At 62.6% G+C, this 24,925-nt stretch carries 22 protein-coding genes; 9 read left to right on the forward strand and 13 right to left on the reverse strand.

Annotated elements, in window-relative coordinates:
* Positions 1 to 64: 64 nt before the first annotated feature.
* The gene (locus ABWI03_RS02270; RefSeq protein WP_298777113.1) at positions 65 to 1,585 is read right to left on the reverse strand and encodes an acyl-CoA synthetase; all 1,521 of its coding nucleotides are present in this window, start codon (positions 1,583 to 1,585) and stop codon (positions 65 to 67) included.
* Between the two features lie 44 nt (positions 1,586 to 1,629).
* The gene (locus tag ABWI03_RS02275; protein ID WP_166809049.1) at positions 1,630 to 2,427 is read right to left on the reverse strand and encodes an enoyl-CoA hydratase; all 798 of its coding nucleotides are present in this window, start codon (positions 2,425 to 2,427) and stop codon (positions 1,630 to 1,632) included.
* 109 nt (positions 2,428 to 2,536) lie between these two features.
* Between ABWI03_RS02275 and ABWI03_RS02280 the strand changes: the two genes are divergently transcribed.
* Positions 2,537 to 3,967: a coniferyl aldehyde dehydrogenase gene (locus ABWI03_RS02280; protein ID WP_298777112.1), complete on the forward strand. Its 1,431-nt coding sequence runs from the start codon at positions 2,537 to 2,539 to the stop codon at positions 3,965 to 3,967.
* A gap of 32 nt (positions 3,968 to 3,999) precedes the next feature.
* On the opposite strand, the gene ABWI03_RS02285 is transcribed toward ABWI03_RS02280, so the two are convergent.
* From ABWI03_RS02285 to ABWI03_RS02330, 10 genes are read right to left on the reverse strand one after another with little or no spacing between them, the layout of a single operon-like run.
* Positions 4,000 to 5,922: an SEC-C domain-containing protein gene (locus tag ABWI03_RS02285; protein WP_298777111.1), complete on the reverse strand. Its 1,923-nt coding sequence runs from the start codon at positions 5,920 to 5,922 to the stop codon at positions 4,000 to 4,002.
* Between the two features lie 35 nt (positions 5,923 to 5,957).
* On the reverse strand, positions 5,958 to 7,871 hold the full coding sequence (locus tag ABWI03_RS02290) for an SEC-C metal-binding domain-containing protein (RefSeq protein WP_298777110.1): 1,914 nt from the start codon (positions 7,869 to 7,871) through the stop codon (positions 5,958 to 5,960).
* 18 nt (positions 7,872 to 7,889) lie between these two features.
* Positions 7,890 to 8,585 carry a GAP family protein gene (locus tag ABWI03_RS02295; RefSeq protein WP_298777109.1) on the reverse strand — a complete coding sequence of 232 codons (696 nt, stop codon included), beginning with the start codon at positions 8,583 to 8,585 and terminating at the stop codon, positions 7,890 to 7,892.
* A 48-nt stretch (positions 8,586 to 8,633) separates the two neighbouring features.
* Positions 8,634 to 10,187, reverse strand: coding sequence for an acetolactate synthase large subunit (locus ABWI03_RS02300; RefSeq protein ID WP_366054972.1), 1,554 nt, complete (start codon positions 10,185 to 10,187; stop codon positions 8,634 to 8,636).
* Between the two features lie 5 nt (positions 10,188 to 10,192).
* On the reverse strand, positions 10,193 to 10,933 hold the full coding sequence (locus ABWI03_RS02305; protein ID WP_298777107.1) for an enoyl-CoA hydratase/isomerase family protein: 741 nt from the start codon (positions 10,931 to 10,933) through the stop codon (positions 10,193 to 10,195).
* Positions 10,934 to 10,985: 52 nt separating this feature from the next.
* Positions 10,986 to 12,560, reverse strand: coding sequence for a polyamine aminopropyltransferase (locus ABWI03_RS02310; RefSeq protein WP_435054163.1), 1,575 nt, complete (start codon positions 12,558 to 12,560; stop codon positions 10,986 to 10,988).
* Positions 12,560 to 13,063, reverse strand: coding sequence for a DUF350 domain-containing protein (locus ABWI03_RS02315; protein WP_435054162.1), 504 nt, complete (start codon positions 13,061 to 13,063; stop codon positions 12,560 to 12,562). The genes ABWI03_RS02310 and ABWI03_RS02315 overlap by 1 nt, the downstream gene beginning before the upstream one ends.
* Positions 13,060 to 13,437, reverse strand: a complete 378-nt coding sequence (locus ABWI03_RS02320) for a DUF4247 domain-containing protein (RefSeq protein ID WP_124569429.1) — start codon at positions 13,435 to 13,437, stop codon at positions 13,060 to 13,062. The genes ABWI03_RS02315 and ABWI03_RS02320 overlap by 4 nt, the downstream gene beginning before the upstream one ends.
* Positions 13,438 to 13,463: 26 nt before the next feature.
* Positions 13,464 to 13,964: a DUF2617 family protein gene (locus ABWI03_RS02325; protein ID WP_095973132.1), complete on the reverse strand. Its 501-nt coding sequence runs from the start codon at positions 13,962 to 13,964 to the stop codon at positions 13,464 to 13,466.
* Complete coding sequence (locus ABWI03_RS02330; protein WP_235170368.1) at positions 13,961 to 14,593, reverse strand: DUF4178 domain-containing protein; 633 nt, start codon at positions 14,591 to 14,593, stop codon at positions 13,961 to 13,963. Before ABWI03_RS02330 ends, ABWI03_RS02325 begins: the two co-directional genes overlap by 4 nt.
* A gap of 171 nt (positions 14,594 to 14,764) precedes the next feature.
* Here ABWI03_RS02330 and ABWI03_RS02335 point away from each other — a divergent pair, with 171 nt between their 5' ends.
* The 3 genes from ABWI03_RS02335 (at position 14,765) to ABWI03_RS02345 (ending at position 18,115) form a co-directional block, all read left to right on the forward strand.
* Entirely contained in the window at positions 14,765 to 16,078 is a 1,314-nt protein-coding gene (locus ABWI03_RS02335) for a YhgE/Pip domain-containing protein (RefSeq protein ID WP_298777106.1), read from the forward strand.
* A gap of 99 nt (positions 16,079 to 16,177) precedes the next feature.
* Positions 16,178 to 17,554, forward strand: a complete 1,377-nt coding sequence (locus ABWI03_RS02340; protein ID WP_298777105.1) for an NAD-dependent succinate-semialdehyde dehydrogenase — start codon at positions 16,178 to 16,180, stop codon at positions 17,552 to 17,554.
* Positions 17,555 to 17,671: 117 nt separating this feature from the next.
* Positions 17,672 to 18,115, forward strand: a complete 444-nt coding sequence (locus tag ABWI03_RS02345; RefSeq protein ID WP_095973128.1) for a hypothetical protein — start codon at positions 17,672 to 17,674, stop codon at positions 18,113 to 18,115.
* A 4-nt stretch (positions 18,116 to 18,119) separates the two neighbouring features.
* Here ABWI03_RS02345 and ABWI03_RS02350 read toward each other — a convergent pair whose 3' ends face one another.
* A complete protein-coding gene (locus tag ABWI03_RS02350) occupies positions 18,120 to 18,953 on the reverse strand; it encodes an alpha/beta fold hydrolase (protein WP_095973127.1) in 834 nt (277 codons plus the stop codon).
* A gap of 74 nt (positions 18,954 to 19,027) precedes the next feature.
* On the opposite strand from ABWI03_RS02350, the gene ABWI03_RS02355 reads away from it, so the two are divergent.
* The 5 genes from ABWI03_RS02355 (at position 19,028) to ABWI03_RS02375 (ending at position 24,922) form a co-directional block, all read left to right on the forward strand.
* Positions 19,028 to 19,507 carry a MarR family winged helix-turn-helix transcriptional regulator gene (locus ABWI03_RS02355; RefSeq protein ID WP_298777104.1) on the forward strand — a complete coding sequence of 160 codons (480 nt, stop codon included), beginning with the start codon at positions 19,028 to 19,030 and terminating at the stop codon, positions 19,505 to 19,507.
* A complete protein-coding gene (locus ABWI03_RS02360; protein WP_124569177.1) occupies positions 19,504 to 20,136 on the forward strand; it encodes a 5-oxoprolinase subunit B family protein in 633 nt (210 codons plus the stop codon). Before ABWI03_RS02355 ends, ABWI03_RS02360 begins: the two co-directional genes overlap by 4 nt.
* A complete protein-coding gene (locus ABWI03_RS02365) occupies positions 20,133 to 20,996 on the forward strand; it encodes a 5-oxoprolinase subunit C family protein (protein ID WP_124569176.1) in 864 nt (287 codons plus the stop codon). The genes ABWI03_RS02360 and ABWI03_RS02365 overlap by 4 nt, the downstream gene beginning before the upstream one ends.
* A gap of 47 nt (positions 20,997 to 21,043) precedes the next feature.
* Entirely contained in the window at positions 21,044 to 22,594 is a 1,551-nt protein-coding gene (locus ABWI03_RS02370; protein ID WP_095973123.1) for a bifunctional 3'-5' exonuclease/DNA polymerase, read from the forward strand.
* Positions 22,595 to 22,696: 102 nt separating this feature from the next.
* Positions 22,697 to 24,922 carry an MMPL family transporter gene (locus ABWI03_RS02375; RefSeq protein WP_124569174.1) on the forward strand — a complete coding sequence of 742 codons (2,226 nt, stop codon included), beginning with the start codon at positions 22,697 to 22,699 and terminating at the stop codon, positions 24,920 to 24,922.
* The last annotated feature ends 3 nt before the right edge of the window (positions 24,923 to 24,925 follow it).

Raw genomic sequence — 24,925 nt, forward strand, 5'->3', positions numbered from 1 at the left:
GTGAGGCAATCGGAGTCAAAGACCTGAAAACGAACCGAAGGTAAGGCAGAACCTATAGCAAGTGTCAGACAGTGCGCAGTTCCCGCTTGAGCAGCTTTCCGCTCTGATTTCGCGGGAGTTCGGCCACGAAACGCACGTGCTTGGGGACCTTGAACGGGGCGATTCGCTCCTTGACGTGGGCAATCAACGCCTCAGGCGTCAACTCGTCGTTGCCGTCCTTGAGCACGACGATCGCGGTGACGGCCTCGATCCACTTCTCGTCGGGCGTACCGATCACGGCAACTTCTGCCACAGCCGGGTGTGTGTAGACCGCATCTTCGACCTCGCGCGACGCCACCAGGATGCCGCCGGTGTTGATGACGTCCTTGATTCGGTCGACGACGGTGATGAACCCTTCTTCGTCCCGCACGACAAGATCGCCCGAATGGAACCAGCCGTCGCGGAATGCCTCGGCCGTGGCTTCCGGGTTTTCCCAGTAGCCGTTGCACAGCTGCGGTGAGCGGTAGAGAACCTCACCGGACTCACCGTCGGCGACGTCGTTTCCGTCGGCGTCGACGACACGGGTTTCGACGAAGAACACTGCTCGCCCGCAAGAAGACGGACGATCAGCATGCTCGCCGGGCTGGAGAACGGTTGCCAGCGGACCGATTTCGGACTGGCCGAAGCAGTTGTAGAAGCCTATGTCCGGGTAACGCTCACGCAGACGATTGAGCACCGTGACCGGCATGATCGAGGCGCCGTACTGCGCCTTCTTGAGCGAAGACAGATCGCGGGTCTCGAGGTCCGGATGGTTGGCCAGCGGTACCCACACGGTCGGAGCCAGGAACAGCGATCCGATCTTTTCTGCTTCGACGCGGCGCAGGATCTCCGGGATGTCCGGCGCCTGCATCAGACTGACCGTCGCACCGACGGACAGGTACGGCAGCATGAAGACGTGCATCCCCGCGGAGTGGTACATCGGCATGCAGATCAGCGGGTTGTCGTTCTTGTCGAGCCCGAGCGCGATCACCGAGGACACGTACTCGTGTACCAGCGCACCGTGAGACATCATGGCGCCCTTGGGCTTCGAGGTGGTTCCCGAGGTGTACAGCAGTTGCGCCAGATCCGTCGACGTCGCACGCGGTTCGAAAACAGGCACCTCGCCGGCCTCGCTGATCGTGACCACCGACAGTTCCGCGTCCCGCAGTGCGATCACGTGGTCGAGATCGAGGTCGGAGCGAACCGAGTCGAGCGTCGACGCCAATGCCGGATCCACCAACACCGCGCGGGTGCCTGACTGCGCCACGAGGTACCGGAGTTCCTCCCCCTTGAGTGCGTAATTGACCGGAACATGCACCAAACCTGCTCGCGCACAGGCAAGGAATCCGATCGCATAGGCGTCGGAGTTGGTTCCGTATGCCGCGACGCGGTCGCCGTGTTCGAGGCCCAGACCGAGCAAGTGGGCCGCGACCCGCGTCACCGCGTCGTCGAGTTCGCGGTAGGTGCGAGTGCGATCTTCGAAGACGACGGCTACGCGGTCGGGGTACTTGGCTGCCGAGCGCCGAAGCACTCCGTCGACGGTGTTGGTGCGTGGATCCAGGCTCATTCGCTCAGGTTATAGGACGTCCAACTAAACCGGAAGAGCGATCGTTACTTATTGCGCCATTCGGGCTTTCGCTTGTCCACGAAGGCCTGCATGCCTTCCTGAGCGTCGCAGGTCACGGCGTTGGTTGCCATCGTTTCCGCCATCGCCTCGTACGCCTGTGCTTGCGGCAGATCGATCTGTTGATAGAACGCCTGCTTACCGATCTTCACCGTCAAGGGGCTGGCCGTCGTGATCTTGGCGGCCAGTTCGCGCACCTGCCGGTCCAGTTCTCCGGGCGTGACGACGAAGTTCACCAGACCCCAGTCCGCAGCGGTGCCGGCGTCGATCGTCTGACCGGTGAGCAACATCTGCATCGAGCGCTTGCGCCCTACTGCCCTGCTCAGAGCCACCATCGGAGTCGAACAGAACAGTCCGATCTTGACACCGGGCGTGCCGAAGACCGCGTTCGACGCAGCAACAACCAGATCACACGACGCAGCCAGCTGACAGCCCGCCGCGATAGCCGGGCCCTGGACTGCGGCAATCACCGGCTGCGGAATCCGCTGCACGGTCTCCATCATCTCGGTACAGCCGTCGAAGATCGCCCGCTCGTCTTCGAGGGTTCGCCCGATCATCTCCGTCAGATCGTGACCGGCAGAGAACACCGGGCCTTCGGCGCGCACGACGACAACCCGCACGCGCTCGTCTGCAGACAACTCGAGAAGGGCAGCCGTCACCTCGCGCATGGTCTCCGCCGAGAGCGGATTTCGCCGCGCCGGCCGATCGAGTGTCAGGAATCCGAGTCCCACCGATTCCTCGACGGAAATCTTCACTGCAGTGTCTTCTACCTGTGTCTGCGACATGTGTTCTCTCTACCAATCGAATCCGTCCCGGTCAACGAGACGAAACGGGCGTCGGTTCGCGCCGCGTCGATACGGTCCGGTCAATACTTCGCCACTACGAGGAGTGCCCATGAGCACCGATGCCGCCGTCACCACCGATCTCCACGAGATTCTGCGGGCCCAGCAGGTAGCAACTCGCGCCGCCGGTCTTCCGTCCGCGCAGATACGACGCGAGCGCATCCAACGCGTCGTCGATCTCCTGGTGGCGAACCACAAGGATCTGACCGAAGCGATCAACGAGGACTTCGGCGGCCGGATCCCGGCCTACTCGGTGATGAATGACGTTCTGGGGTCGATGGTTTCACTCAAGCATGTTCGTGATTCGCTCGAAGAGTGGATGATTCGCTCACCGAGAGCCACCGGAGCGATGCAGGACCAGCTGGGCGCCACGGCGTACGTCTCGTACCAACCGAAGGGTTCGATCGGCATCATCGGAACCTGGAACGCTCCCCTTTTCACTCTTCTGAGCCCGCTCGCCTGCGCCCTCGGAGCGGGAAATCGCGCCGTCCTCAAACCGTCGGAGATCGTGCCCAACACTGCGGCCGTCCTGGCCGAGGCGGCGCGTCGAACGCTCGACCCCTTGGAGGTCGCAGTGGTGACAGGTGGCCCGGAGGTCGCTGATCTACTGACGTCGCTGCCGTTCGATCACCTCGTCTTCACCGGCAGCACGACCGTCGGCAAGCTCGTCATGGCCAACGCCGCGAAGAACCTGGTTCCGGTCACCCTCGAACTCGGCGGCAAGTCACCGAGCGTTCTTGGACGAAGTGCCGATATCAGCTCTGCTGCATCGCGTTTGGCCATCGCGAAATCGACCAATGCCGGTCAACTCTGCGTCTCTCCCGACCTGATCTATGTTCCGCGCGAGAACACGGAAGCATTCATCGACGCGTTCACCGACCAGTTCACCGGACTGTTCCCCACGATCGCCGACAACGAAGACATGGTCTCGATAGTCAGCGACCGTCACCTCGCACGCATCGAGGGGTACATCGCGGACGCCGCAGAGCGCGGAGCGCGAATCATCACCGTTCCCGACGAAGAACTCTCCGCAGACACTCGTCGCCGCCCACTGCGAATCGTGGTCGACCCTCCGACCGACGCGCAGATCATGAAGGAAGAGATCTTCGGACCGGCCGTCGTGATCCTGCCGTACGACGAACTCGACAGCGTTGTCGCCGACATCAACTCACGGCCGAAGCCGTTGGCGCTGTACTACTTCGGCACCGATCTGGACGAGAAGGAATCCGTACTCGAACGCACCGTCTCGGGCGGCGTCACCATCAACGATGCGATGTCACACCCGGGGCTGAGCGACGCACCCTTCGGCGGCGTCGGAGCTTCGGGCATCGGGCACTACCACGGCCGCGAGGGCTTCCTCGAGTTCAGTCACGCGCGAACGGTATTCGAAGCAGCGCAGCATGATCCACGCGGCGAGTGGGGAATGCTCCCGCCGTACGGTGAGGGTTTCGAGCAGATGATGCTGGCTCAGGTGACGCCCTAGTGCCTTCCGCCCCGCCTTTTCGGTAGTTCGCGCTACCGGAAAGGCGCACCGGCAAGGCCTCGGCTGAGGAACTCCACCAACTGACCCGGCTCGGTGTCCGCCGACTCGATCAGTTGGATCAGTTCTTTCTTGTCCTCTGCTGCAAGCGGTTCGATGCCACCGAAGGTGCGCATCGTGGAGCCGGCCGGAAGGACTCGTGCACACACGAGCGTGCCCGGCTCGAGATTGACCGAGCCCCACTCGTCCGTGACCTTCACCAGATGCCCGTTGCGGACGTCACTGAGAGTCACCGACTGCCCCGACTCCGTCGAAGCGACCTTGTACACCGAGCGCGCAATCTTCAACCACTCGTCGGCCAGTTCCCGCTCGTCGGCGGGAAGCAGTTCTCCGCGACGCTCGACAAACGCCTCGAAGATACCGGCGTCGAACAAGGCAACGTCGACGGCCAAACCGCCCTCGACGGCCAACGTCAGTGCTTCTTCACTGTTCCACTGCTCGGCACGGATGAGCGCAAGATCGAAGACGGCATCGAAGTACTCCGGAGTGCGCGAGAACAGCTGTGCCTTGACGTACAGCCAGTTGGCCCGATCGTCGAACGTCACCTCGGACTTGCCGAGATGGCAGACCTTGAACTTGCGACCGGAACCGCACCAGCACTTGTCATTTCGTCCGAGTTCGGGGTGCTCGGCCGGGGCATAGCGCTGAAGAACCTCGTGCAGAACCTCGGACTCGCCGCCCTCGATCCGGCCGAGAAGTGCCAGCGCGCGCGTCACATCGCTGCGATCGGCCGCCAGTAGCGCCAGATCGAAGATCGCGGGAGTCCAATCGGGATCGAGATCGTGCGCAGTTTCGTACGATGCCTCGGCGGCAAGGATCTTGCCGAGACGATCCGAAGCCTTGCCCGCCAGCCAGTGCGCTGCCGGCTTGACACGACGCGATCCCTTTTCGGCGAGAGCAGTTGCAACAGAATGCAATACGGAATCGTGATCGTCGAGTTCGGACAGCAGCTCCAACGCCGCCGCAGCCGCGGGCGGCTCGGCGATACCGGCGAAGGCCTGCGGATCCTCTTTGACCTGCTTGCGCGCCCAGTCCGAGGCGTCCTCGACGGCTTCGACTTTCGCGGCCATCACCAGATCGACGAAGGCAATCACCGACGCGGCTTCTTCCGGGTGCAGGTTCTCCCGAACCTCGAGCATGCGGGCCCGGTTCGCCAGGTGGTAGGCCTCGAAATCGAAACCGTCCACTGCGACGTAATCGCCGTCGCGGACGTACCCTGCCGCCTCGAGCATCTCGCCCAGCGGGGCGGTCGGCTGACGGAAGAGCGACGGCTCGTCGAGCATCAATTGCCAGACGATGGCATCGAGGGTGTCCGCACCGATGTCGGCAAGGACCGTCGCCAGACTCTCGCCGAATCCGGGTGCGGGATCGAGTACCTCGGGAATGGTGCAGAGCGTCAGCTCACGGTCTGCGACGAACAACCCGATCAAGTCGCCTGCAGAACATTCGGCGAGAGTATCGGTGTCGAGGAGAAAACCCTCGTCATGTGGGAACTCCGGATCCTCGATCCCCCGATCAGCCAACAGGTCGTCGTCGATCCCGCGGTGCACGACGCTGATGCCATGGACCTCGTCGTCGTCACGATCGAGGAAAACCCGCAGCATCATCAGATCGGGGTTGGCATCGAGGACGCCGGACTTGATTTCCGCTTCGGTGAGCCGATGGGTCAGCACTCGATGCTCGAACAACGTGTCGAGTGCGGCGTACCGCTCCTCACTCAGGTAGCCGAGCAGTGGGTCCTCGACGTACTCGACGAACTCGGCCATGTCCTCGGCTGTACCGTGACCGGCATCAGCCAACAGGGTGCCCCAGTCCGCCGCTGTCTGCGGGCCGTGCTCACGCAACAACTCCATCGCGGCTTCGGCGATCAAGTCATTGGCATCCATCGGTTCGTTCACCTATCCAACTTTAACGGGGTCGACTCGATACATCGTCACCGGTCATCGGTCGAGTGATCGGCGCCTCCACGCGACGCACGCACCACTTCTTCGGCGTCGAGCTCCTCGGAAGCGAGAACCTCGAGGACCTTCGCAGCCTGCGATTCCGAAGCCATGACGACGACGCCCACCACAAGTGCGCCAGTGGGGGCCGTCAGGACCCGGGCACTGATCACATCACCTGGCGTGCCGTCGAGCGAGTGCGCAACGGTCACGGACTCCTCGGACCCACGATCGAGCAACACGACGCCGGCGTCGGAAGTTTCGACCACCTCGTACACCGACCTCCGGGTTCCGAGCCACTGTGCGGCCGTGACAACCTCCGACTCCGGGAGCAGTTCACCGCGCCTGGCCAGGAAGTCGGCAAAGATCCCACCCTCGAACAGAGCCACGTCCAGTGCCGAGCCGTCGAAGATCGTGGCGGCGATCAGTTCGTCCTCGGACAGACTGTCGTTTTCGAGATCGTCGAGCCCGGTCACGATGTCGGCGTATTCGGAGGCAAACGCGAACAGGCATGCCTTCTTGTACAACCACCGACCATCCGACTCGACGGATTCATCCGCCTTTCCGAGGTGGCAGACCTTGTACTTGCGGCCGGAACCGCACCAACACTTGTCGTTTCGCCCGAGCTCAGGATGATCGACCGGGACGAAGTCCTGCAGTACGGCGTAGAGATTCTCTTCACTTCCGCCGTCGATCCGCCCGAGCAGTGACAACGCGCGGGTCGCGTCGCCGCGGTCCGACGCGAACTGAGCCAGCTCGAACAGGGCAGGACCCCAACCGGATTCGGCAAGGAGCGCCTTCTCGTAGTGCGCCTCCGCCTCGAGGACGCGCCCCAGCCGATCGACTGCCTTACCGGCGAGCCAATGCGCCGCCGCCCGGACCGACCGTGGACCTCGCTCGGAAAGTTCGGCCGCAAGTGCTTCGAGAATTGCGTCGGTCACCGGGTCCTGGTTCCGAAAACCGAGATCGAACACCGCTACCGCCGCACCCGGATCCGCGAGTGAGACAAAAGAATCCGGAGCAGCGCTCACATGACGGTGGGCCCAGTCCGCGATGTCGAAATCGGCGATGACGGCGTCGGTGTATCCGCGATCCGCCAGATCGACAAACGCGACGGCAGAGACTGCCTCGTCGTGGGTCAGGTCGTAGGTGCTCGCGACCAGGGCGGTCCGAATCTGCAGATCGTAGGCATCGAAGTCGAATCCCCGCCGAGCCAGTAGTTCTCGCTCGTGTTCGTACCCTGCTGCCTCGAAAAGCTCGCTCAACGGCGCAATGGGAACTGTGAACAGTGACGGGTCTTCGAGCAGGAGTTGCCAACACACGGAATCCAATGCCTCGACGCCGTCTTCCTCGAAGGGTTCGCCGAGGGACGGTACGAGATCTGGTTCGTCCTCGATCTCCACCAGACGAAACGCAAGTCGTCCGTCTTCGACAGCCAGACCGACGAGATCACCTTCGGCACACTCGCCGAGGGTTCCGGCCGGGAGCATCACGACTCGTCGACTCCGGAAGTGGGCCGCTCCGCGTTCCACGGCGGCTTCTTCCGCCGCGATCACACGGATCGCCCCGTCCTCTCCGTCGCCGTCACCGTCACCGTCACCGAATGCCAAGATCGGTTCCAGGTCGGGGCTCGCGTCGAGAATGTCGGACGCAATCTCCAGGGCGCTGAGTCGGTGAGTGAACACGAGACCTTCGAGGACAGTGTCGAGAGCAACGTACTTTCCGCTCGGTAGGTATCCGAGCATGGGTTCGGACAGATACTCGAGCACGTCGGCTACCTCGGTCGCCGATCCGCACTCCTCGAGATGGGTCGCCCACTCTTCGAGACTCAGCGGGCCTTGCTCGCGCAGAACAGCCAAAGCTGCGGAAGCAATGGAACCAGCGGCATCGTCGTGGAAATCAGTCACCCGCCAATGGTAGGCGACTTATTGCAGTCCGCTGAGCCCCTCGCCCAGCACTGTCGCACCGAGGATCACCAGAATGACCGCCATCATCACTGCATTGTTCGCCGTCATCCAAGCTTTCGCCGACACGAGGATGTCGTCGGCTCGCTTGCCGGAGAACACCTTCACCAGGATCGGCGACGCGATACCGACGCTCGCGATGATCGTGAAGATCACCGCGGCAACAATCTGTTGGGCAACAACATTCGTGGCGACTGCGATAGTGGCCGCACCGGATACCGCGAGCGCTGCATTCTTGGGATTGACCGCCGCGGACAAGAACGCCAACCCGAACGCCTTCCGCGGAGTCAACCCGTCGATGCTCTTCATCCACTTCGGAACTGTCGGATCACTTCCGTCCCTCGGACGCGCTCGCCACTGCTTGAACGCCAATCCGAACAGAACGAGCCCCAACACGATTCGTACGACGCTCGACCACACCGAACTCTGCGCCGACCCCGACGCCGACTCCGACTCCGACTCCGCAAACGAATAGTCCGCGATCACGATGGTCACCGCAACGACTGCCGAGATTCCGAGGACCCACCCGAGTAGAAAAGATGCCGCCCCGCGATGTGCTCCAGCGGTGATCATGACGAGCACGATCACCGCCATGGGCATCGAGACGAAAAGCAGGCCGAGGGCAATCGGAAGAGACAGACCGATCGCGGCTAGCACCGAAAACCTCCATTGAATACACGATCGATGATCGACTCGAAGTCGAAATCACGACGGGGGTGGCAGCATGACCTCGATGAGATGAGGACCGGGTTCCGCAAGCGCTGCGGCAAACTGCTCCGCCAACTCCTCCGCAGTGCTCGCCCGTGACGCGGGCACGCCCAATCCCTCGGAGATCTTCACGTAGTCCATGTCGGGAGACGACAGATCCAACATCGACTGCGCGACGACGCCGCCACCATCTGCACCGACTCGTTGCAGTTCGCCACGCAGGATGGCGTATGCGCGATTGTTGAGCAGAATCGTCGTGACATTCAACTGTTCTCGCGCCTGCGTCCACAACGCGGTGATGGTGTACATCGCGCTTCCGTCTGCCTCGAAATTGATCACCGGTCGTTCCGGCGCGGCAATCGCGGCGCCCGTAGCCACCGGGATGCCCTGGCCGATGGCACCTCCGGTGAGGGTAAGCACGTCGTGGCGCGGCGCTCCGGCAAGGGCAATCGGGATCGCCCAACCGGAAGTGGCTGCCTCGTCGGAGATGATGGCGTCATCCGGCAGGAGCGCGCCGATCACGTCGGCCCAGTTCCGTACGTCCAGAGGCCCGCTCGGCAGCGCAGGCCGATTCACCTCCTGCAGAACAGGTTCGACTCCTGGTGCCACGAGTTCGGCCACTGCTTCGAGAGCGCCGACAACATCGTCACCGACGCTCACCAGCGTTGTCACTGCTGCGCCGTCAGGGGCCAGATCGCTCGGCTTTCCGGGATACGCAAAGAACGACACCGGCGAAACCGCGCCGGCCAGGACCAGCTGAGTTGTTCCGCGAAGTTGTTCGGTGGCGTGCTCGGCGAAGTATCCCAAGCGCTCGAATGACGGTAGCCCCGCGCCTCGTTGAAGCTTGGCCGGAAAGGTCTCGACCAGAATTTGCGCTCCCGTCGCGGCCGCGATCCGAGAAGCGGCGCGCAGTCCGGCCTCGGAGCAGGCTGCGCCACCCAGCAGCAGCGTGGTGCGTCCCTCGGCATTGACCGCGCCGACCACCGAGTCGATCTGTGCTGCAGAAACTTCCGCTCGCGGAGATATGTCCCGAGGACCCGCAATCACTCCACCTTCGCCCCACGAGACGTCGGCAGGGAGGACCAGCGTCGCGATTCTTCCAGCCGAATCCATCGACGCGGCAACGGCGTCGGCCGCATCGCTACCGACAGTCGCGGTGGATTCGGAACGTCTACTCCACCCCTCCAGCCATTCGGTCAGCGCGTCGATATTCGATTCGAGAGGAGCGTCGAAACCGTGGTGGTAGGTGGCGTGGTCACCGACGATGTTCACGATCGGCGTGTGGGCGCGGCGCGCGTTGTGAAGGTTCGCCAGCCCGTTCGCCATTCCGGGTCCGAGGTGAAGAAGTGTCGCGGCAGGCTTTCCGGCGATACGCGCGTAGCCGTCCGCTGCACCGGTGACAGCTCCCTCGAACAGTCCCAGTACCGCGCGCATCTGCGGAACGGAATCGAGTGCGGCGACAAAATGCATCTCGGACGTTCCGGGATTGCCGAAGCACACTTCGACGCCCGAGTCGGCCAGGCTCTGGATGAGCGACTGTGCACCGTTCATTTCGATCACCTCTTCTTCATGAAAGCTGCGAATGCTTCTTGCGCTTCGTCGGATCGCCGCCGTCTCGCGAAGTGATCCGACTCCACGTCGATGGTCTCCAGCAGGGCATCGAGATGTGGACGACGAAGCAGCATCTTCGTCAGCGCTACCGATTCAGCCGGGGAGTCTGCAATGCGTACTGCCCGGTCCAGCGCCACGTCGAGTGCGGTCCCGGCTTCCACGACCCGATTGACCAGGCCGGCTTCGGCAGCCTCGTCGGCGTCGAACATATCGCCGAGCATCAACAGTTCCGTCGCGCGTTTGAGGCCTGCGATCTGTGGCAGCAAATAGCTCGATCCGCCCTCGGGCGAGAGTCCGAGCGGAACGAACGGCAAGCGGAATCGTGTACCTCGCCCCGCGAATGCCAGGTCGCAGTGCAACAACATCGTGGTGCCGATTCCGACTGCAAACCCCTCGACCGCCGCGACGATCGGCTTGCGTGCGGTGACGAGCGCGATCAACAAATCCTTGGCCTCGCCGCCGTCTTTCCCGGCGGTGTCCTGGAAACTTCCGATGTCGTTGCCACTGGTGAAGACACCACCGGCGCCCGTCAGCACCGAAACCCGCACTGCATCGTCGTCGTCGGACTCCCGGATCGCGTTCGTGAGTTCACGGTACGTCTTGGGGTCGAGCGCGTTGCGCCTCTCCTGGCGATCCATCGTGAGCAACCGAACTCCCGGGGCGTGCTCCTCGATCCGAACAGTCATCCGTACCTCCGTCGTAGCCGAGAGTCTCGGTTCAAGCTACTCGGTCCGGAGTTCAGCGTTCGTAGCCCTTGCGCATATCGTCGACGATGCGTGGCCGGTCGAGTGTCGAGGGTTCCAACTCCCGCCTCGGGCGATCGCGCGGGAACACCGACGCCGACGCCAGCGTCGGCTCGTCGAGGAACCGCAGTTCCGGCACATCAGCGGGCAGTCGAAGCTCAGGCGGCGTGGAACCTGCTTGCGCGAGCACATACCCCCAGTCACCGAAACTCGGCACGAAGACGTGGTACGGCGAGACACTCAGCCCGACAGCTGCAACCGTCGACACCGTTCTCCAGTACGCATCCGGTGTCGAGTACGGACTGCCGGACTGGACGACCATCAACCCGCCCGGATTCATCGCGGCAGCAGCAAGTCCGTAGAACTCCATGGAGTACAACCGGCCCAGTGCGGGAGTGTCAGGATCGGGGAGGTCGACGATGACCGCGTCGAAACCCGGTTCCGGGCTTTCTCGTAACCACCGGAACGCGTCGTCGAGAACGACGTCCACCCGTGGATCCTCCAGCGCTCCCTCGTTCAGTTCACGAAGACGGGTATTCGCCAACTCGATCACGGCCGGATCGAGTTCGACCTGCACGATCTGCTCGACGCTGTTCATCCGCAGCACTTCCCGTGCAGCGAGGCCGTCACCTCCGCCCAGAATCAGCACCCGCCGCGGGTCGTTGACCAGGGCCGGATACACCAGCGACTCGGTATACCGATGCTCGTCGACACTCGAGAACTGCAGGTCTCCGTCGAGAAACAGGCGCACGTCGTTGCCCCGCTCGGTAACGACGATTTCCTGGTACACCGACCGCTCGGCGGCCACCACTGGATCGGTGTACAACCGCTGCCTCGATGTGGTCTCGATGTCCGAGGCCGCGATCAACAGCCATCCGATCAAGCTCGCCGCCAACAGCATTGCGACGACGGCGATCAATCGTGCGCGCAGGCTGAGCTGCCACCGAAGAAGTATCAGCGCGACAACTGCCGCAGCCACGAGATTGATCATCCCGGTGAGTGCGGCACCGCGAATCATGCCCGCCCACGGCAGCAGGACGAACGGCCACAGCAGACCACCGATCAACGCGCCGAGGTAGTCGGCCGCATTGAGATTGGCCAGCACTTTTCCGGTGCTCTGTGCGTCGTTGTCGCTCCGACCGGATTGCAAGAGCGTCATCAACAGAGGCACTTCGGCACCGACGAGGATACCGATCAGCGCCGTTGCTGCCACGAGAACTGTAGCGCTCGAACCGAAGAACGTGAAGGTCACGTACAGCGTGACGGCACTGAATCCGCCGATCAGCCCGAGCAGAATCTCGACCGTCACGAACGAAACGGCAGCGTGTCCCAGCAGAGGTTTCGCAGCCAGGGCTCCGATACCCAGCGCCGCAACAAATCCCGCGACGATCAACGATGTCTGGGTGATGCCGCCGCCGGTCAGACTCACGCTGAGAGTGAGCAGTGCCAACTCGTAGATCAGGCCACACGCCGCGCACGCCGCGACGGCAGCAAGAAGTAGCACACGCGCACGTGAGCCGAGCATGGTCGACCGCTCGGCAACCTTCACATCGGGATCATCGGCAACCATCAGGTGAGTGCTGCGGCATTCACCAAACCGATGGACAGCAAGCTGACGCCCACGGCCCACGCGGCGCCACACATCTTCGGATCCTGCACCAGCGCAACCAACTTGCCGGGAAGAAACGCGTTCATCAAACGCAGCGCAATCGCTTGCAGGACGATCGCGAACAGTCCGTACACCGCGGAGTCGGCGAGTCCCTGGGCAAAGCCGTCCGAACTGGTCAGGATTGCAGTCACCACGATGATCGCCAGCGCAAGATGATTGGAAGCCAACAAAATCGCAGCGTTCGGATTCTTGTCGACGTAAACCTGATGGCGCAGATTTCCTGGTGTTATGAGGTCGAGGACCAGAAATCCTGTTGCCAGGACCGCTACGCCGACGACAAAATAGGCGAGGGTGCCGAGAATGCCACCGACGAGCAATTCCGGATCCACCGTTCCGATCTCGACGGAAGTGGATGCAAAGATGTTGGTCACGCCGTTCTCCTTCTCATTGAGCACTACCGTCATTTGGCACTACCCGAGCCACCGCTGCCGCTGCTTCCACCCGCCGGGGATCCCGGGTTGAAGCCCGGTCCCAGGTACGCGTATCCGCCGCTGCGATACGTGCCGTCGATGTCCTCTACCTTGATGGTGCTGCCACCGCCCGAAGCCGAACTGACGGTGACGATGTCGTCGTCGTAGCGCAGGTATTCGTTGCCGCCGTCAGCACTTCGCGCCGCCGGTTCGTCCGCGTCGACAATCCGCGAGACGGTCGTGCCCACTGGATCTTTCGACGAGTACAACACGACGTCGCCATCCTGGGACGTCTTGGAATAGTTGTCCGCGATGAAGTCCTTGGCGCCACCACCGCACGCCGACAACACAATTGCGGCCGCCACCATCACCGGAGCCAACCACGTCCGCCCCCTCACGGTCGCCACCTACTGCGCGTCTTCACGATCACTCCTGTCCCCTCCCCCGGGTACAAATGCCAACTCTGCCAACTCCACCCCTGGCGGTCTCGCACGCCACACAACGCGGTCAACGCTGTGTCGTCGCCGGGAAAGGATCCGCAGATCCAACCGTCCTGGCCGGCGGACTCTCTCAACGATGCAGCTTCCGAATCGAATTCGACTCGGTCCAGGACCAGCGAAGAAGACTCGAACCGGTAGTTATCCGTGGACTCCACTGCCGGCAAGGGTTCACCGCCGGCGGCAAGAGCATCGCACGAAACCTGCTCGGTCAGTTCCTTTCCCGACGCCCGGGCCGTCACCACGTGAGATGCCCCGAGCACTCCGAGTGTCAACGTCGCATCGGAAGTTTCGATCACCAACTCGGCGAGGGCCGGCGGCGAGGGCGCTCCCAGCACCAACCCCAGTGCCGAGGCATTCACGTCGGTCGGTTCCACATCGAGTCGATACAGGCTCATTCCGGGGGGCCCGAGTGGATGACGGTGAGTTCGCTGCGTGTGACCGCCCGTCCCGTGGAAACCTCCCACGACTGTCCGCGCGCCCACTTCTCGAATGCGATCAGACCGGTCTTGTCGGCGGTCGCGTAGTCCGCGTATTCCATCGAACCGGAAGGTGCCGTACCCGTCGTACCCTCGGCCGTGAACTTCGCCGTTCCACTTTCGATCTTGCGGTGAACCTTGTCGTCGAGAACGACGTCGCCGTTCGGGACCAGGTTGGTTCCTTCCCGACGCATCCAGAGAGTCATCTCCAGTTCACCCTCGTCGTCCTCCACAGTCAGCCAGCGGCGACCGGTCGACCCGTCGAGAAGGTGCTCACGCCAGATGTAACCCTCTTCGTCGAGCGTGATGGTCCCTCGAACGACGTGGTCGATGCCCGCGTACGTGATGATGTCGCCGACTCCGATCTTGTGAGGGTCGTACACCTCGGGGTAGTCGGCGAGCGGGTCGACACGGGCATTCGGCTTGCCCTGGCGTCCACGCAGGACCACAAACGCGACGGCAGCGATCACTACGAGTATCAGGACAACTATCAGCACGTTGGTCAACGGTTTCTCCGAAATCGTCTCGGCAGGGTTGCCGCGGGCCATACCCTACCGATCCGTTCTCGGCCTTTTCGGATGAGACTGCCGGCAAGCCGGCCCGTCGTCGGCCCATCATGTCCTCAGCGCATTGGAGCAGTTGAAAGACTGCCCCGGCGCACCTTTGCGTTTACGCTCAGCCCGAGGAACTCCGCGCGAAAGAAAGCCGGTCGACTGACGATGAGCAAGAACACGGAGCCGTCTGCCCGCACCGTCATGCACACGCCACGATTCTGGTTGACGCCGTTGATCGTGGTCACCCTCTTGATGTCGGCGCTGGCAGCGCTGTACATGGGCGGAATACTCGACCCCAAGAAACACCTGGACCAGTTCCCGATCGCCCTGGTCAACCAGGACGAAGGGGACACTCTTCCCGGCGGCGACCCCGCCGACCGCAAGAATTTCGGAAACGACATCGCCGCCGGCCTCGACAGCGGAATCGACCACCAGAAGATCGACCTGCAGCAGATCGGAATCGCCGAAGCGCAATCACGCCTGAACTCCGGCACGCTGTACGGAGCGATCGTGATTCCCAGTGATTTCACGAAGAGAACGATCATTTTGGCAGAGGCCAGCGTCGTCGCCGGTGACGTGGACCAACCGATCATCACGATCTACACCAATCCCCGCGCCGGTTCCGTCTCCGCATCTCTGGTCCAGTCGATCGGAACTACAGCCCTCGCGTCGGTCAACAAGAACATGGGCGAGCAACTCACCACCCTGGTCACCCAGCAGTTGGAAGCGGGAGGCACCGGAACCCAGATCTCAGGAGCGAGCCGCCTGCTGCTCGAAAATCCGGTGAACGTACTCACGGTTGCCCACGATCCGCTTCCCGACGGCACCGGATTCGGTTTGGTTGCATTCTATTTCGCGCTGCTGTTGGTCCTTGCGGGATTCACCGGAGCAACCGTGGTCAATTCCTTGGTGGACGGCATGCTCGGATATGCGCCTACCGAATTCGGTCCGCTCTTCGTTCAGAACGACGTTGTGGGTATCAACAGGTTTCGGACGCTGCTCGTCAAATGGGCGTTCATGATCGTGTTGTCCGGCATAGTCTCCGCGTTGTTCCAGTGGATCAGTCGCGCCCTCGGAATGCCGGTCACTCACGGGCTTGCATTGTGGGAGTACGGCGCGCTGGTCATCACTGCAGTCGGCATCACGGCGATGTCGGTGATGGCCGCATTCGGCTCGTTGGGCATGTTGATCAACCTGTTCGTGTTCGTCATTCTCGCGCTGCCCTCGTCCGGCGGCACCATCCCCCTCGAAGCCAGCCCCAGGTTGTACGCGTGGCTGGCCCAGTTCGAGCCGATGCACCAGATCTACATGGGCACGCGGTCCATCCTGTTCTTCGGCGCACGCGGTGAGGCCGGCCTGCTACATGCCGTCTGGATGACGTTGGTGGGTCTACTGATCGGCGTCGTACTCGGCATCGTGACCACCCGTTTCTACGACCGCAAGGGCTATCAACGCACACATCGTCCCAAGGTGGCGTGAGGTGGTACCCAGCCGGGATTTGATCGAAACCTGTTGGGCCAATTCAATGTGATTGGGCGTTTCGGGAATCTTCGAACCCCCTCCGCACGTTGTACAACTATGGCTAATTACAAAACAGTCAATCCCGCGACAGGTGAAACCGTCAGGGAATTCGATACTTTGGATGACGCCGGAGTTGAAGCCGCACTTGCGAACACGCATCGCGGCTACTTGACCTGGCGCAACAGTGCGCCACAGCAACGTGCGGCAGTCCTGAGCAAGACGGCCGAACTGTACACAGAGCGAGCAGACGAACTGGCCCGAATGATCTCGTTGGAGATGGGTAAGCCGGTCCGAGAGGCCAAGGGCGAAGTACAACTCTCGGCCGCGATCTATCAGTGGTACGCAGACCACGGCCCGGCGTTGCTCGAGGAAGAACGGCTCGACGTTCCCGGGGCCGAGGAGTCGGTTGTGTACCGGCGACCGATCGGCGCCCTGATCGGCGTCATGCCGTGGAACTTTCCGTACTACCAGGTCGCCCGCTTCGCGGCACCGAATCTCATGCTCGGCAACACGATCATTCTCAAGCACGCGTCCAACTGTCCGCAGTCAGCCCTGCTGATGGAAGAGATTCTGCGACAAGCCGGATTGCCGGACGACGCCTACGTCAACGTCTTCGCGACCAACGAACAGATCGCGGACATGATCGCCGATCCCCGAGTTCAAGGCGTGTCACTGACTGGCAGCGAACGCGCGGGCACCAGCGTCGCCGAAACTGCTGGACGCAACCTCAAGAAGGTCGTCCTCGAACTCGGCGGATCGGACGTGTTCATCGTCCTCGATTCCGACGACATGGATGCCACCGTCAAGTCAGCCACCAAGGCACGTCTGTCCAACGCAGGCCAGGCCTGCAATGCGGCCAAGCGTTTCATCGTCACCGAAGATTTCTACGATGATTTCACGCGCAAGTTGGCGACCTCCTTCGAATCCGTTTCTGCCGGTGACCCGTTGGACGAATCCACAGTCCTGGGCCCGCTGTCCTCGCAGAGCGCGGCGGACACACTGATCGAGCAGATCGACGACGCCGTGTCCAAGGGCGCAACCCTGCTGGCCGGTGGAAAGAAGATCGACGGCCCGGGCGCCTACGTTCAACCGACGTTGCTCGCAGACGTGACCCCGGACATGCGTGCCTACAGCGAAGAACTCTTCGGACCTGCCGGCGTCGTGTACAAGGTCAAGTCGGCCAGCGAGGCTGTGGAACTTGCCAATTCGTCGGTCTACGGTCTGAGCGGGTCCGTCTGGAGCAGCGATCTCGATTCCGCCCGGTCGGTCGCTGCCGATCTCGACGTGGGAATGGCGTTTGTCAACGAGCACGGAACGACGTTGCCCGGTCTGCCCTTCGGCGGAGTCAAGCGCTCCGGAGTGGGCCGCGAGCTCGGCCCGTGGGGAATGGACGAGTTCGTCAACAAAAAGCTGATCCGCGTCTCCAAGAAGTAGTTCGAGCGCAAAAAGTAGCTCTATGCAGGGAAGGCCCTGATCTCTACGGAGGTCGGGGCCTTCCTGCTGTCACGCCCAGCCTTGTAACACCAAGTCGAATTAAACCGACCTGCTGGTATGACACTTTCACGAATCGCGCGCACCACCGCACTTGCCGCCGCCCTCTGCGCGAGCGCAGCCATCTGTACCGCGACGTCGGCTTCCGCGGACGTAGTCGACGTCACGATCCTTCCGGGTCTCAGCAGCGGGCCGACGACGCCGTACGGAGCTGGTTGCACGTATCTGGTGGTTGCCAGGACAGCAGCGTTGGACGAGCCGAACGTCTCGATTGTCGACATGAACCGGGCATCGACCATGTTCCCGCAGGAATTGATCTGGGACACCGTCAATCCTTACTTCACCTTGCCGGTTGTACTCGGCCATGCCGTCACTCTGTGGACTCCGACTGCACCCGGCGAACACTCTCTGATGGCCTACCAGACGTCCGCGGGCGGGCCGGTCACAACGGTCGATGTCAATCCGGCCACGCCGATCGGTCCGGGGTGCGTCGTCGCACCCTGATCCGCTAGCCCTCCAAGAAGTCGACGAGCACCCGGTTGAGTGCATCGGCCGGGACCATCGGAATACTGTGGTGCGAAGCATCTTCCAACACTTCGATGCGTGCTGCGGGAACAGTTGTCCGCACTGACTTCGACACCGCTTCCGCATCATGCACCCGTCCGTCCTGCGCGAGGACCACCAGCACCTCGACATCCAGTGCACTCAAGTCCTCCGCCGAAGGACGTCGAGGCACTACGAGATCGGGGCGCGGGAGTTCCGAAGCGCCGGCTTCTGCAAGTGACAGCCAGTCGGAGTCGATGCTCAACTCGCCTGTCTCCCACTCCAACAGTCGCCGTCGGCCAGCCCGCGACGGCTTGAGCAACAGCGGAAGCGCACGCAGAAGGTAGCCCGCCTTCATACCGGAGAAACTCGAATTAGGATCGAGCAGAACAAGTTTCCCGACACGTTCCGGGCGACGCAAAGAAAATGCCAATGCGATCATCGCGCCGTAGGAATGTCCGATTACATCGACGGCCTCGGCACCGGTGTACTCGACTATCGATTCCATCCACTCGATCAGATCGTCGGCGGACTTCATCGGATTACCATTCGGAACGCTGCGCCCGGCATCCCCCATGGTGTCGACGGCAAAGACTCGTCGAGATTTCGACAACGCCGCAACGTTGTCGAACCACACCGTCGAGGTGGCGCCTCCACCGGAAAAGAGGATCAACGGCGTCGAGTTTTCAGGTCCACAGACGTTCACATGCGTGCTCCCGAACCGGCCTGTGAGGTCCACACCCAGCGGTTTCTGCGGCCATTTGGTCAGTACAGCGTCGTATGCGCGATCGAAGTCCATCCCCCACCCCCATTTCTCTCGATTATCGAGATAGTAGACAATCGAGAGACAACACACCAGGGCTGGAGGCATCCTTGAGCGTCGGCGATGCAGAAGAAGAAGCGATGGCGATCGTGCACTCGCTTCGCGCACTGACCGTCGACTTGAACGTGGCGGTTTCCGGCTTTGCAAACAAGTACACAATGCACTCCACCGACGTGCGCGCGTTGATCTGCCTTCTCGATGCCGAGCGCTCGGACACACCGGCGACGCCAGGCTGGCTCGGCGCACAACTGGGAATCAACTCGGCATCGGTGACTGCGCTCGTCGACCGCATGGTCAAAGCGGGCCACGTAGCTCGCGAACGGGACTCGGCGGACCGACGGCGAGTGCTCTTGCAGGTCACACCCACTGCAGTCACTCTCGGCGAGAGCTACTTCGATCCGCTCATTTCACGGGCGGTGAACACCATCGGCAATTACACGGCCACGGAGCGAGCCACCATCGCGAGTTTCATCGCCGGGATGCGAGCGGACGTGGAGCGGACTCGAATCGACAGGGAGCCCTCCCCGTGACTCGCATACTTCCCGCTGGAGAATGCGCATTTCTCGTAGACCTCGATTCCGAAGCCGACGTTCTCGCATTCACCGAAGCACTGACACGGAACACCCCGGTCGGGGTCGAGGACTTCCTCCCGGCAGCTCGCACGGTCCTGGTCACGTGCACCCCCGCGGCAGATCTCACGTACGTCCGGAAGTGCTTGAACGATCTCGAGCAGACCAATTCTGCCTCGATCGCAGACGAACGTTCCGAGGCAGACGCACTCACCATCGCCGTCAGGTACGACGGACCCGACCTCGACGACGTCGCACAGTCACTCGGAATGAGCCCATCCGAGGTGGTTGCGGCCCATACCGAGGCGATGTGGCGTTGCGCCTTCATCGGATTCGCACCCGGCTTCGCCTACCTGACTTCAAACGACACGCGACTCCACGTCCCGCGTCGAACTCAGTCACGAACGTCTGTGCCTGCCGGTTCCGTCGCCCTGGCCGCTGGATACAGCGCGGTCTACCCGCGGGCATCTCCGGGCGGCTGGCAGATCATCGGAAGCACCGACACCGTGATGTGGGACCTGAACGCCACTCCACCGGCCACCGTTCAGCCCGGGGGCCGCGTGCGCTTCGTGAACGAGGAACAACGATGAACGGCCTGGAGATACTCGAAACCGGGCCGCTGAGCCTGATCCAGGACCTGGGACGGATAGGGCATCTGCGCTCGGGCGTCGGGGTTTCCGGTGCTGCGGACCGGCGATCGCTCGGACTCGGCAATCGACTCGTCGGCAACGACGAGAGCGCGGCCGGTATCGAGGTCCTCCTCGGTGGGCTGAGTCTTCGGTCCCGTCACTCGTCGACGATCGCGTTCACCGGTGCGCCCGCACAGGCCTACCGCGACGGCATTCCGGTCGGGCATGCGAGCGTGATCTCTCTGCGGCCTGGTCAGACCGTCCACCTCGACTACGCACCGAGTGGACTGCGGACGTATCTGACCGTCAGAGGCGGCATTGTGGTTCCCTCGGTCCTGGGATCGCGCAGTACCGACACCATGTCCGGGATCGGTCCGGCACCGCTCGAACCGGGTGTCGTTCTCCCGATCGGGCCGTCGCCGATCGCGTTCTCGCCGGTCGACCTAGCGCCGGTGCCGCCGATGACAAACGAGACTCTCGACCTTCGAGTCGTCTTCGGTCCACGTGCAGATCGATTCACCAACCCCGAAACGCTCGTCCAGGGGCGATGGGAGGTTTCGAGCGACTCGGACCGGATCGGCGCACGCCTCGGCCGCGTCGGCACCGATGAACTACTTCGAAGAACAGATGACACCGAGCTGCCCACCGAAGGCGTGGCCCTCGGATCGATCCAGGTCCCGCCAAGCGGCCAACCTGTCGTGTTTCTCGCCGATCACCCCATCACCGGCGGTTATCCGGTGGTGGGAGTGGTGGCGGACGCGGATATCGATCGGCTCGGTCAAGCCCGCCCGGGTCAGCACATCCGGTTTGTCGCTGCCTGAGCAGCGCCGAGCATGGTCGTGTCGGACCCTGCCGTCACACTGACGTCGTGCGAGTTGTCCTGGTTCCCGGTAGTACGACGTCCACGGGAGCTGTGACGGCAACTGTCCTACGGACCGATCCCGGTGGAACGCCGCTCGCCGATCCCGTCGAGTACCCCGACCTGATCGCGGCGGTGCGCACCATCGAGGAAGCCGAGCACCCGCGATGGGTGTGGCCCAGCACGGCAACCGTGTACCCACCCCTACTGCGGGCAGGCGTACGGGTTCAGCGATGCCACGACATTTCCCTGACTCGCGCGATCCTCGGAATGCGCGTCGGTAAACCGTCACCGCCTGCCGACGAGTTCGACGACGATCGCCTCGGCCTCTTCGATACTGCCCCCGTTCTCGATCCCGTCGCTGTCGCCACCGAGTTCGCCGAGCAGCGCGCAACCATCGGCACGGACGCGCGTTTGGATTTGTTGATCGCAGCAGAATCGGCCGGAGCTCTCAGCGCCGCCGAGATGACACACACGGGCCTGCCGTTCTCGACGCAGAAGCATCGCGAACTCCTCGAAGAACGGCTGGGGCCGCGGCCGACGGGATACGACCTCCCCGCTCGGATGCAGGAACTCGCTGCCCAGATCAGTGAGGTCTTCGGGCGCACGGTCAATCCTTCGTCGTCGGTGGAGATCACCGAGGCATTCGGGCGTCAGGGCATCGAACTGCCGTCGACGCGCAAGTGGTTTCTGCAGGAAATCGATCACCCGGCGGTCCCGTTGCTGCTGCGTCATCGCGAACTCGCCAAGCTGTACAGCACCAACGGTTGGCAGTGGATGGACAGTTGGGTGCGGGGTGATCGATTCCGCCCGATCTACGTCCCTGGTGGCGTTGTATCCGGCAGGTGGGCGAGCCGGGGCGGCGGGGCCCTGCAGATTCCCAAGACCATGCGCTCGAGCGTCGTCGCCGATCCTGGCCACGTGTTCGTCGTCGCCGACGCCGGTCAGCTCGAGCCCCGAATTCTGGCCGCCATGTCCGGCGACCGCCGCATGATGGCTGCCGCCGGCGACGACGATCTGTACGCACTTGTCGGTGCAGAAGCCTTCGGCGGGGATCGCGCAAAAGCCAAGGTCGCAATCCTCGGAGTCCTGTACGGGGCGACGGCGGGTGAAGCCAAAGCACTGCTCGTCTTGTTGCGGAAGCGATTCCCGGTCGCCGTCGAGTACGTCGAGCAAGCTGCCAAGGCAGGTGAGCGCGGCGAGGTGGTGAAGTCACTGCTCGGCCGGGCCTGTCCCCCACCGTCTCCCGACTTCTACTCCCACGGCGACGCTCATGCCCGCGGTCGTTTCACGCGAAACTTCGTCGTTCAGGCCACTGCGTCCGAGTGGGCGTTGTGCCTGCTCGCCGACCTCAGGCGCCGCCTCGCCGAAGATCCGGACGGCGAGTTGGTCTTCTTCCAGCACGACGAAGTGGTCGTGCATACCCGAAACCCCGAGTCAGGTGCCGCCCACGTGCTGGCCGCCGCGGCTTCGGCAACTCGATTGTTGTTCGGCGACACAGTCGTCCGTTTTCCCATGGACGTCGGCGTTCGCGAGACTTACGGCAAAGGCACTCCGTAGCGTCGTCAATTCCACTCCAAGTGGTTCCACCGCGCCCGTATTGCGTGTTCTACTGGAAAACGTTGCTTTGTTGGTGCTGGTCGACTGTGTTCGAGGAGAACCATGACCAAGCTGGATACAACTGACGCAGAACAGAACGACAGCGGAGCGGTCAAACGCCGTCGACTGCCGATCTTCACCGTGATCGCCCTTGCCATCTTTGCCTTCATTGCAGGTGGATTCGGCGGTTCGTTCCAAGGCAAACTCGCCGAGGTTCAGAAGAACGACAACGCCTCGTACCTCCCGAGTTCCGCCGAATCGACGATCGTCAGCAACCAATCCGCGAACTTCCTCGCGGTCGAGACAATCCCTGGTTTTGTTCTGTTCCATCGGGATTCGGCCCTCACCGAGGCAGACAAGTCTGCGATCGACTCGGCACGTAACTCCATTTCCGGCATCTCCGGAGTGGACGCCGACGGTATGCAGCCCACCCAGTACTCCGCCGACGGCACAACTGCGTCGATCTTCGTGCCACTCGTCGCCAAAGACGGTGACACCGCAGTCGCGGGCGACGTCCTGGCGACCACCGAGCAAAACGTCATCGACGCCGCCGAGCAGGCCGCTGGTGATGTCGAGGTACTCCCTGCTGGACCAGGTGGACTACTCGTCGCTTTCATCGACGCCTTTGCCGGTCTGGACGGAGCGCTGCTGGGCGCGGCACTTCTGGTCGTGATCCTCATCCTGCTTGTCGTGTACCGATCGCCGGTGTTGTGGTTCTTCCCGCTGTTCTCCGCCCTTCTCGCCATCGGCTTGTCGTCGATGGTGATCTACTTCCTCGCGAAGGCCGAAGTACTCACGCTGACCGGCCAATCTCAAGGCATTCTTTTCGTGCTGGTGATCGGTGCCGGTACCGACTACGCCCTACTCTTGATCTCTCGCTATCGCGAAGAACTGCACACGTATCCCAACCGCTTCGACGCGATGATCAAGGCCTGGCGCGAGTCTGCGCCGGCCATCACCGCTTCGGCTGTCACCGTCATTCTCGGACTGCTCTGCCTGACGTTCTCTCAACTCAACTCCAACAAGAGCCTCGGACCCGTCGCCGCCATCGGGATCGCCTGCACCTATCTGGTGATGATGACCTTCATGCCGGTCGCTCTGGCCGCTACCGGACGGTGGGTCTTCTGGCCGCGCAAGCCCAAGGTCGATCACGCCGCAGACCTGACGACGCACGGGATGTGGGGCAAGATCGCCGAGGTCGTCGGTAGCAAGGACCGCCCACTGTGGATCGGCGCCACAGTCTTGTTGATCATCCTGTTCGCGGCCGGGATCGGCAGTCTCAAAACCGATGGCCTGACATCCACCGAAAGCTTCACCAACCGCCCCGACGCCGTTGTCGGACAGGAACTCTACGACTCGAAGTTCGATCCCGGAGCGGGCGCACCCGCCGTGATCACCGCAAACGCCGACCAGGCCGACGCCGTCATCAAGGCCGCCAGCGGCGTCGAAGGTATCTCGCAGGATCCCGGCGCCGTCTGCACCCAGGTGGACGTCGCGAAGGTCAGCGAGCTGATCAAGACCAATCCCGCTGCCGTCGCCCAAGCCGCCGCTGCGGGTTGCGCCCCAGCGGCTTTCACCGTTGCACCGATCGACGGCCGCACCATGATCAATGCAACCCTCGCCGACTCCTACGATTCACCGCAGGCACTCGATACTGTCAAGCGACTGCGGACGGCCGTCCACGACGTGCCCGGCGCCGACGCACTTGTCGGCGGCAGCACGGCCACCACCCTTGACGTCCAGGCCGCCTCGGTCCGCGACAGGAATCTGATCATCCCGATCGTGTTGGTGGTGATCTTCCTGGTCTTGGCCGCTTTGCTTCGCGCTCTGCTGATCCCGGTGATTCTCATTGTCACCGTGGTGCTTTCCTTCGCGGCGACCCTCGGCGTGAGCGGATTCTTCTTCACGCACGTGTTCGGGTTCGCCGGGGCTGATCAGTCTTTCCCGCTGTTCGCCTTCGTGTTCCTCGTCGCTCTGGGTATCGACTACAACATCTTCTTGATGACCAGGGTCCGGGAGGAGACGGGAGAATTCGGTACCCGTGCAGGCGTTCTGCGCGGTCTTGCAGTGACGGGCGGCGTGATCACTTCAGCCGGAATCGTCTTGGCCGCAACATTTGCCGTACTGGGCATCCTGCCACTGGTCTTCCTGGCCGAGATCGGTTTTGCCGTGGCCTTCGGCGTGCTGCTCGACACGATCATCGTGCGAAGTGTCCTCGTTCCGGCGCTCTCACACGACATCGGGAAACGTATCTGGTGGCCGTCCGAATTGGCGCGCGCCAAAGACTGACCG

Origin of the sequence: Rhodococcus baikonurensis, assembly GCF_040489275.1 — a bacterium.
Lineage (GTDB): Bacteria > Actinomycetota > Actinomycetes > Mycobacteriales > Mycobacteriaceae > Rhodococcus_F > Rhodococcus_F baikonurensis.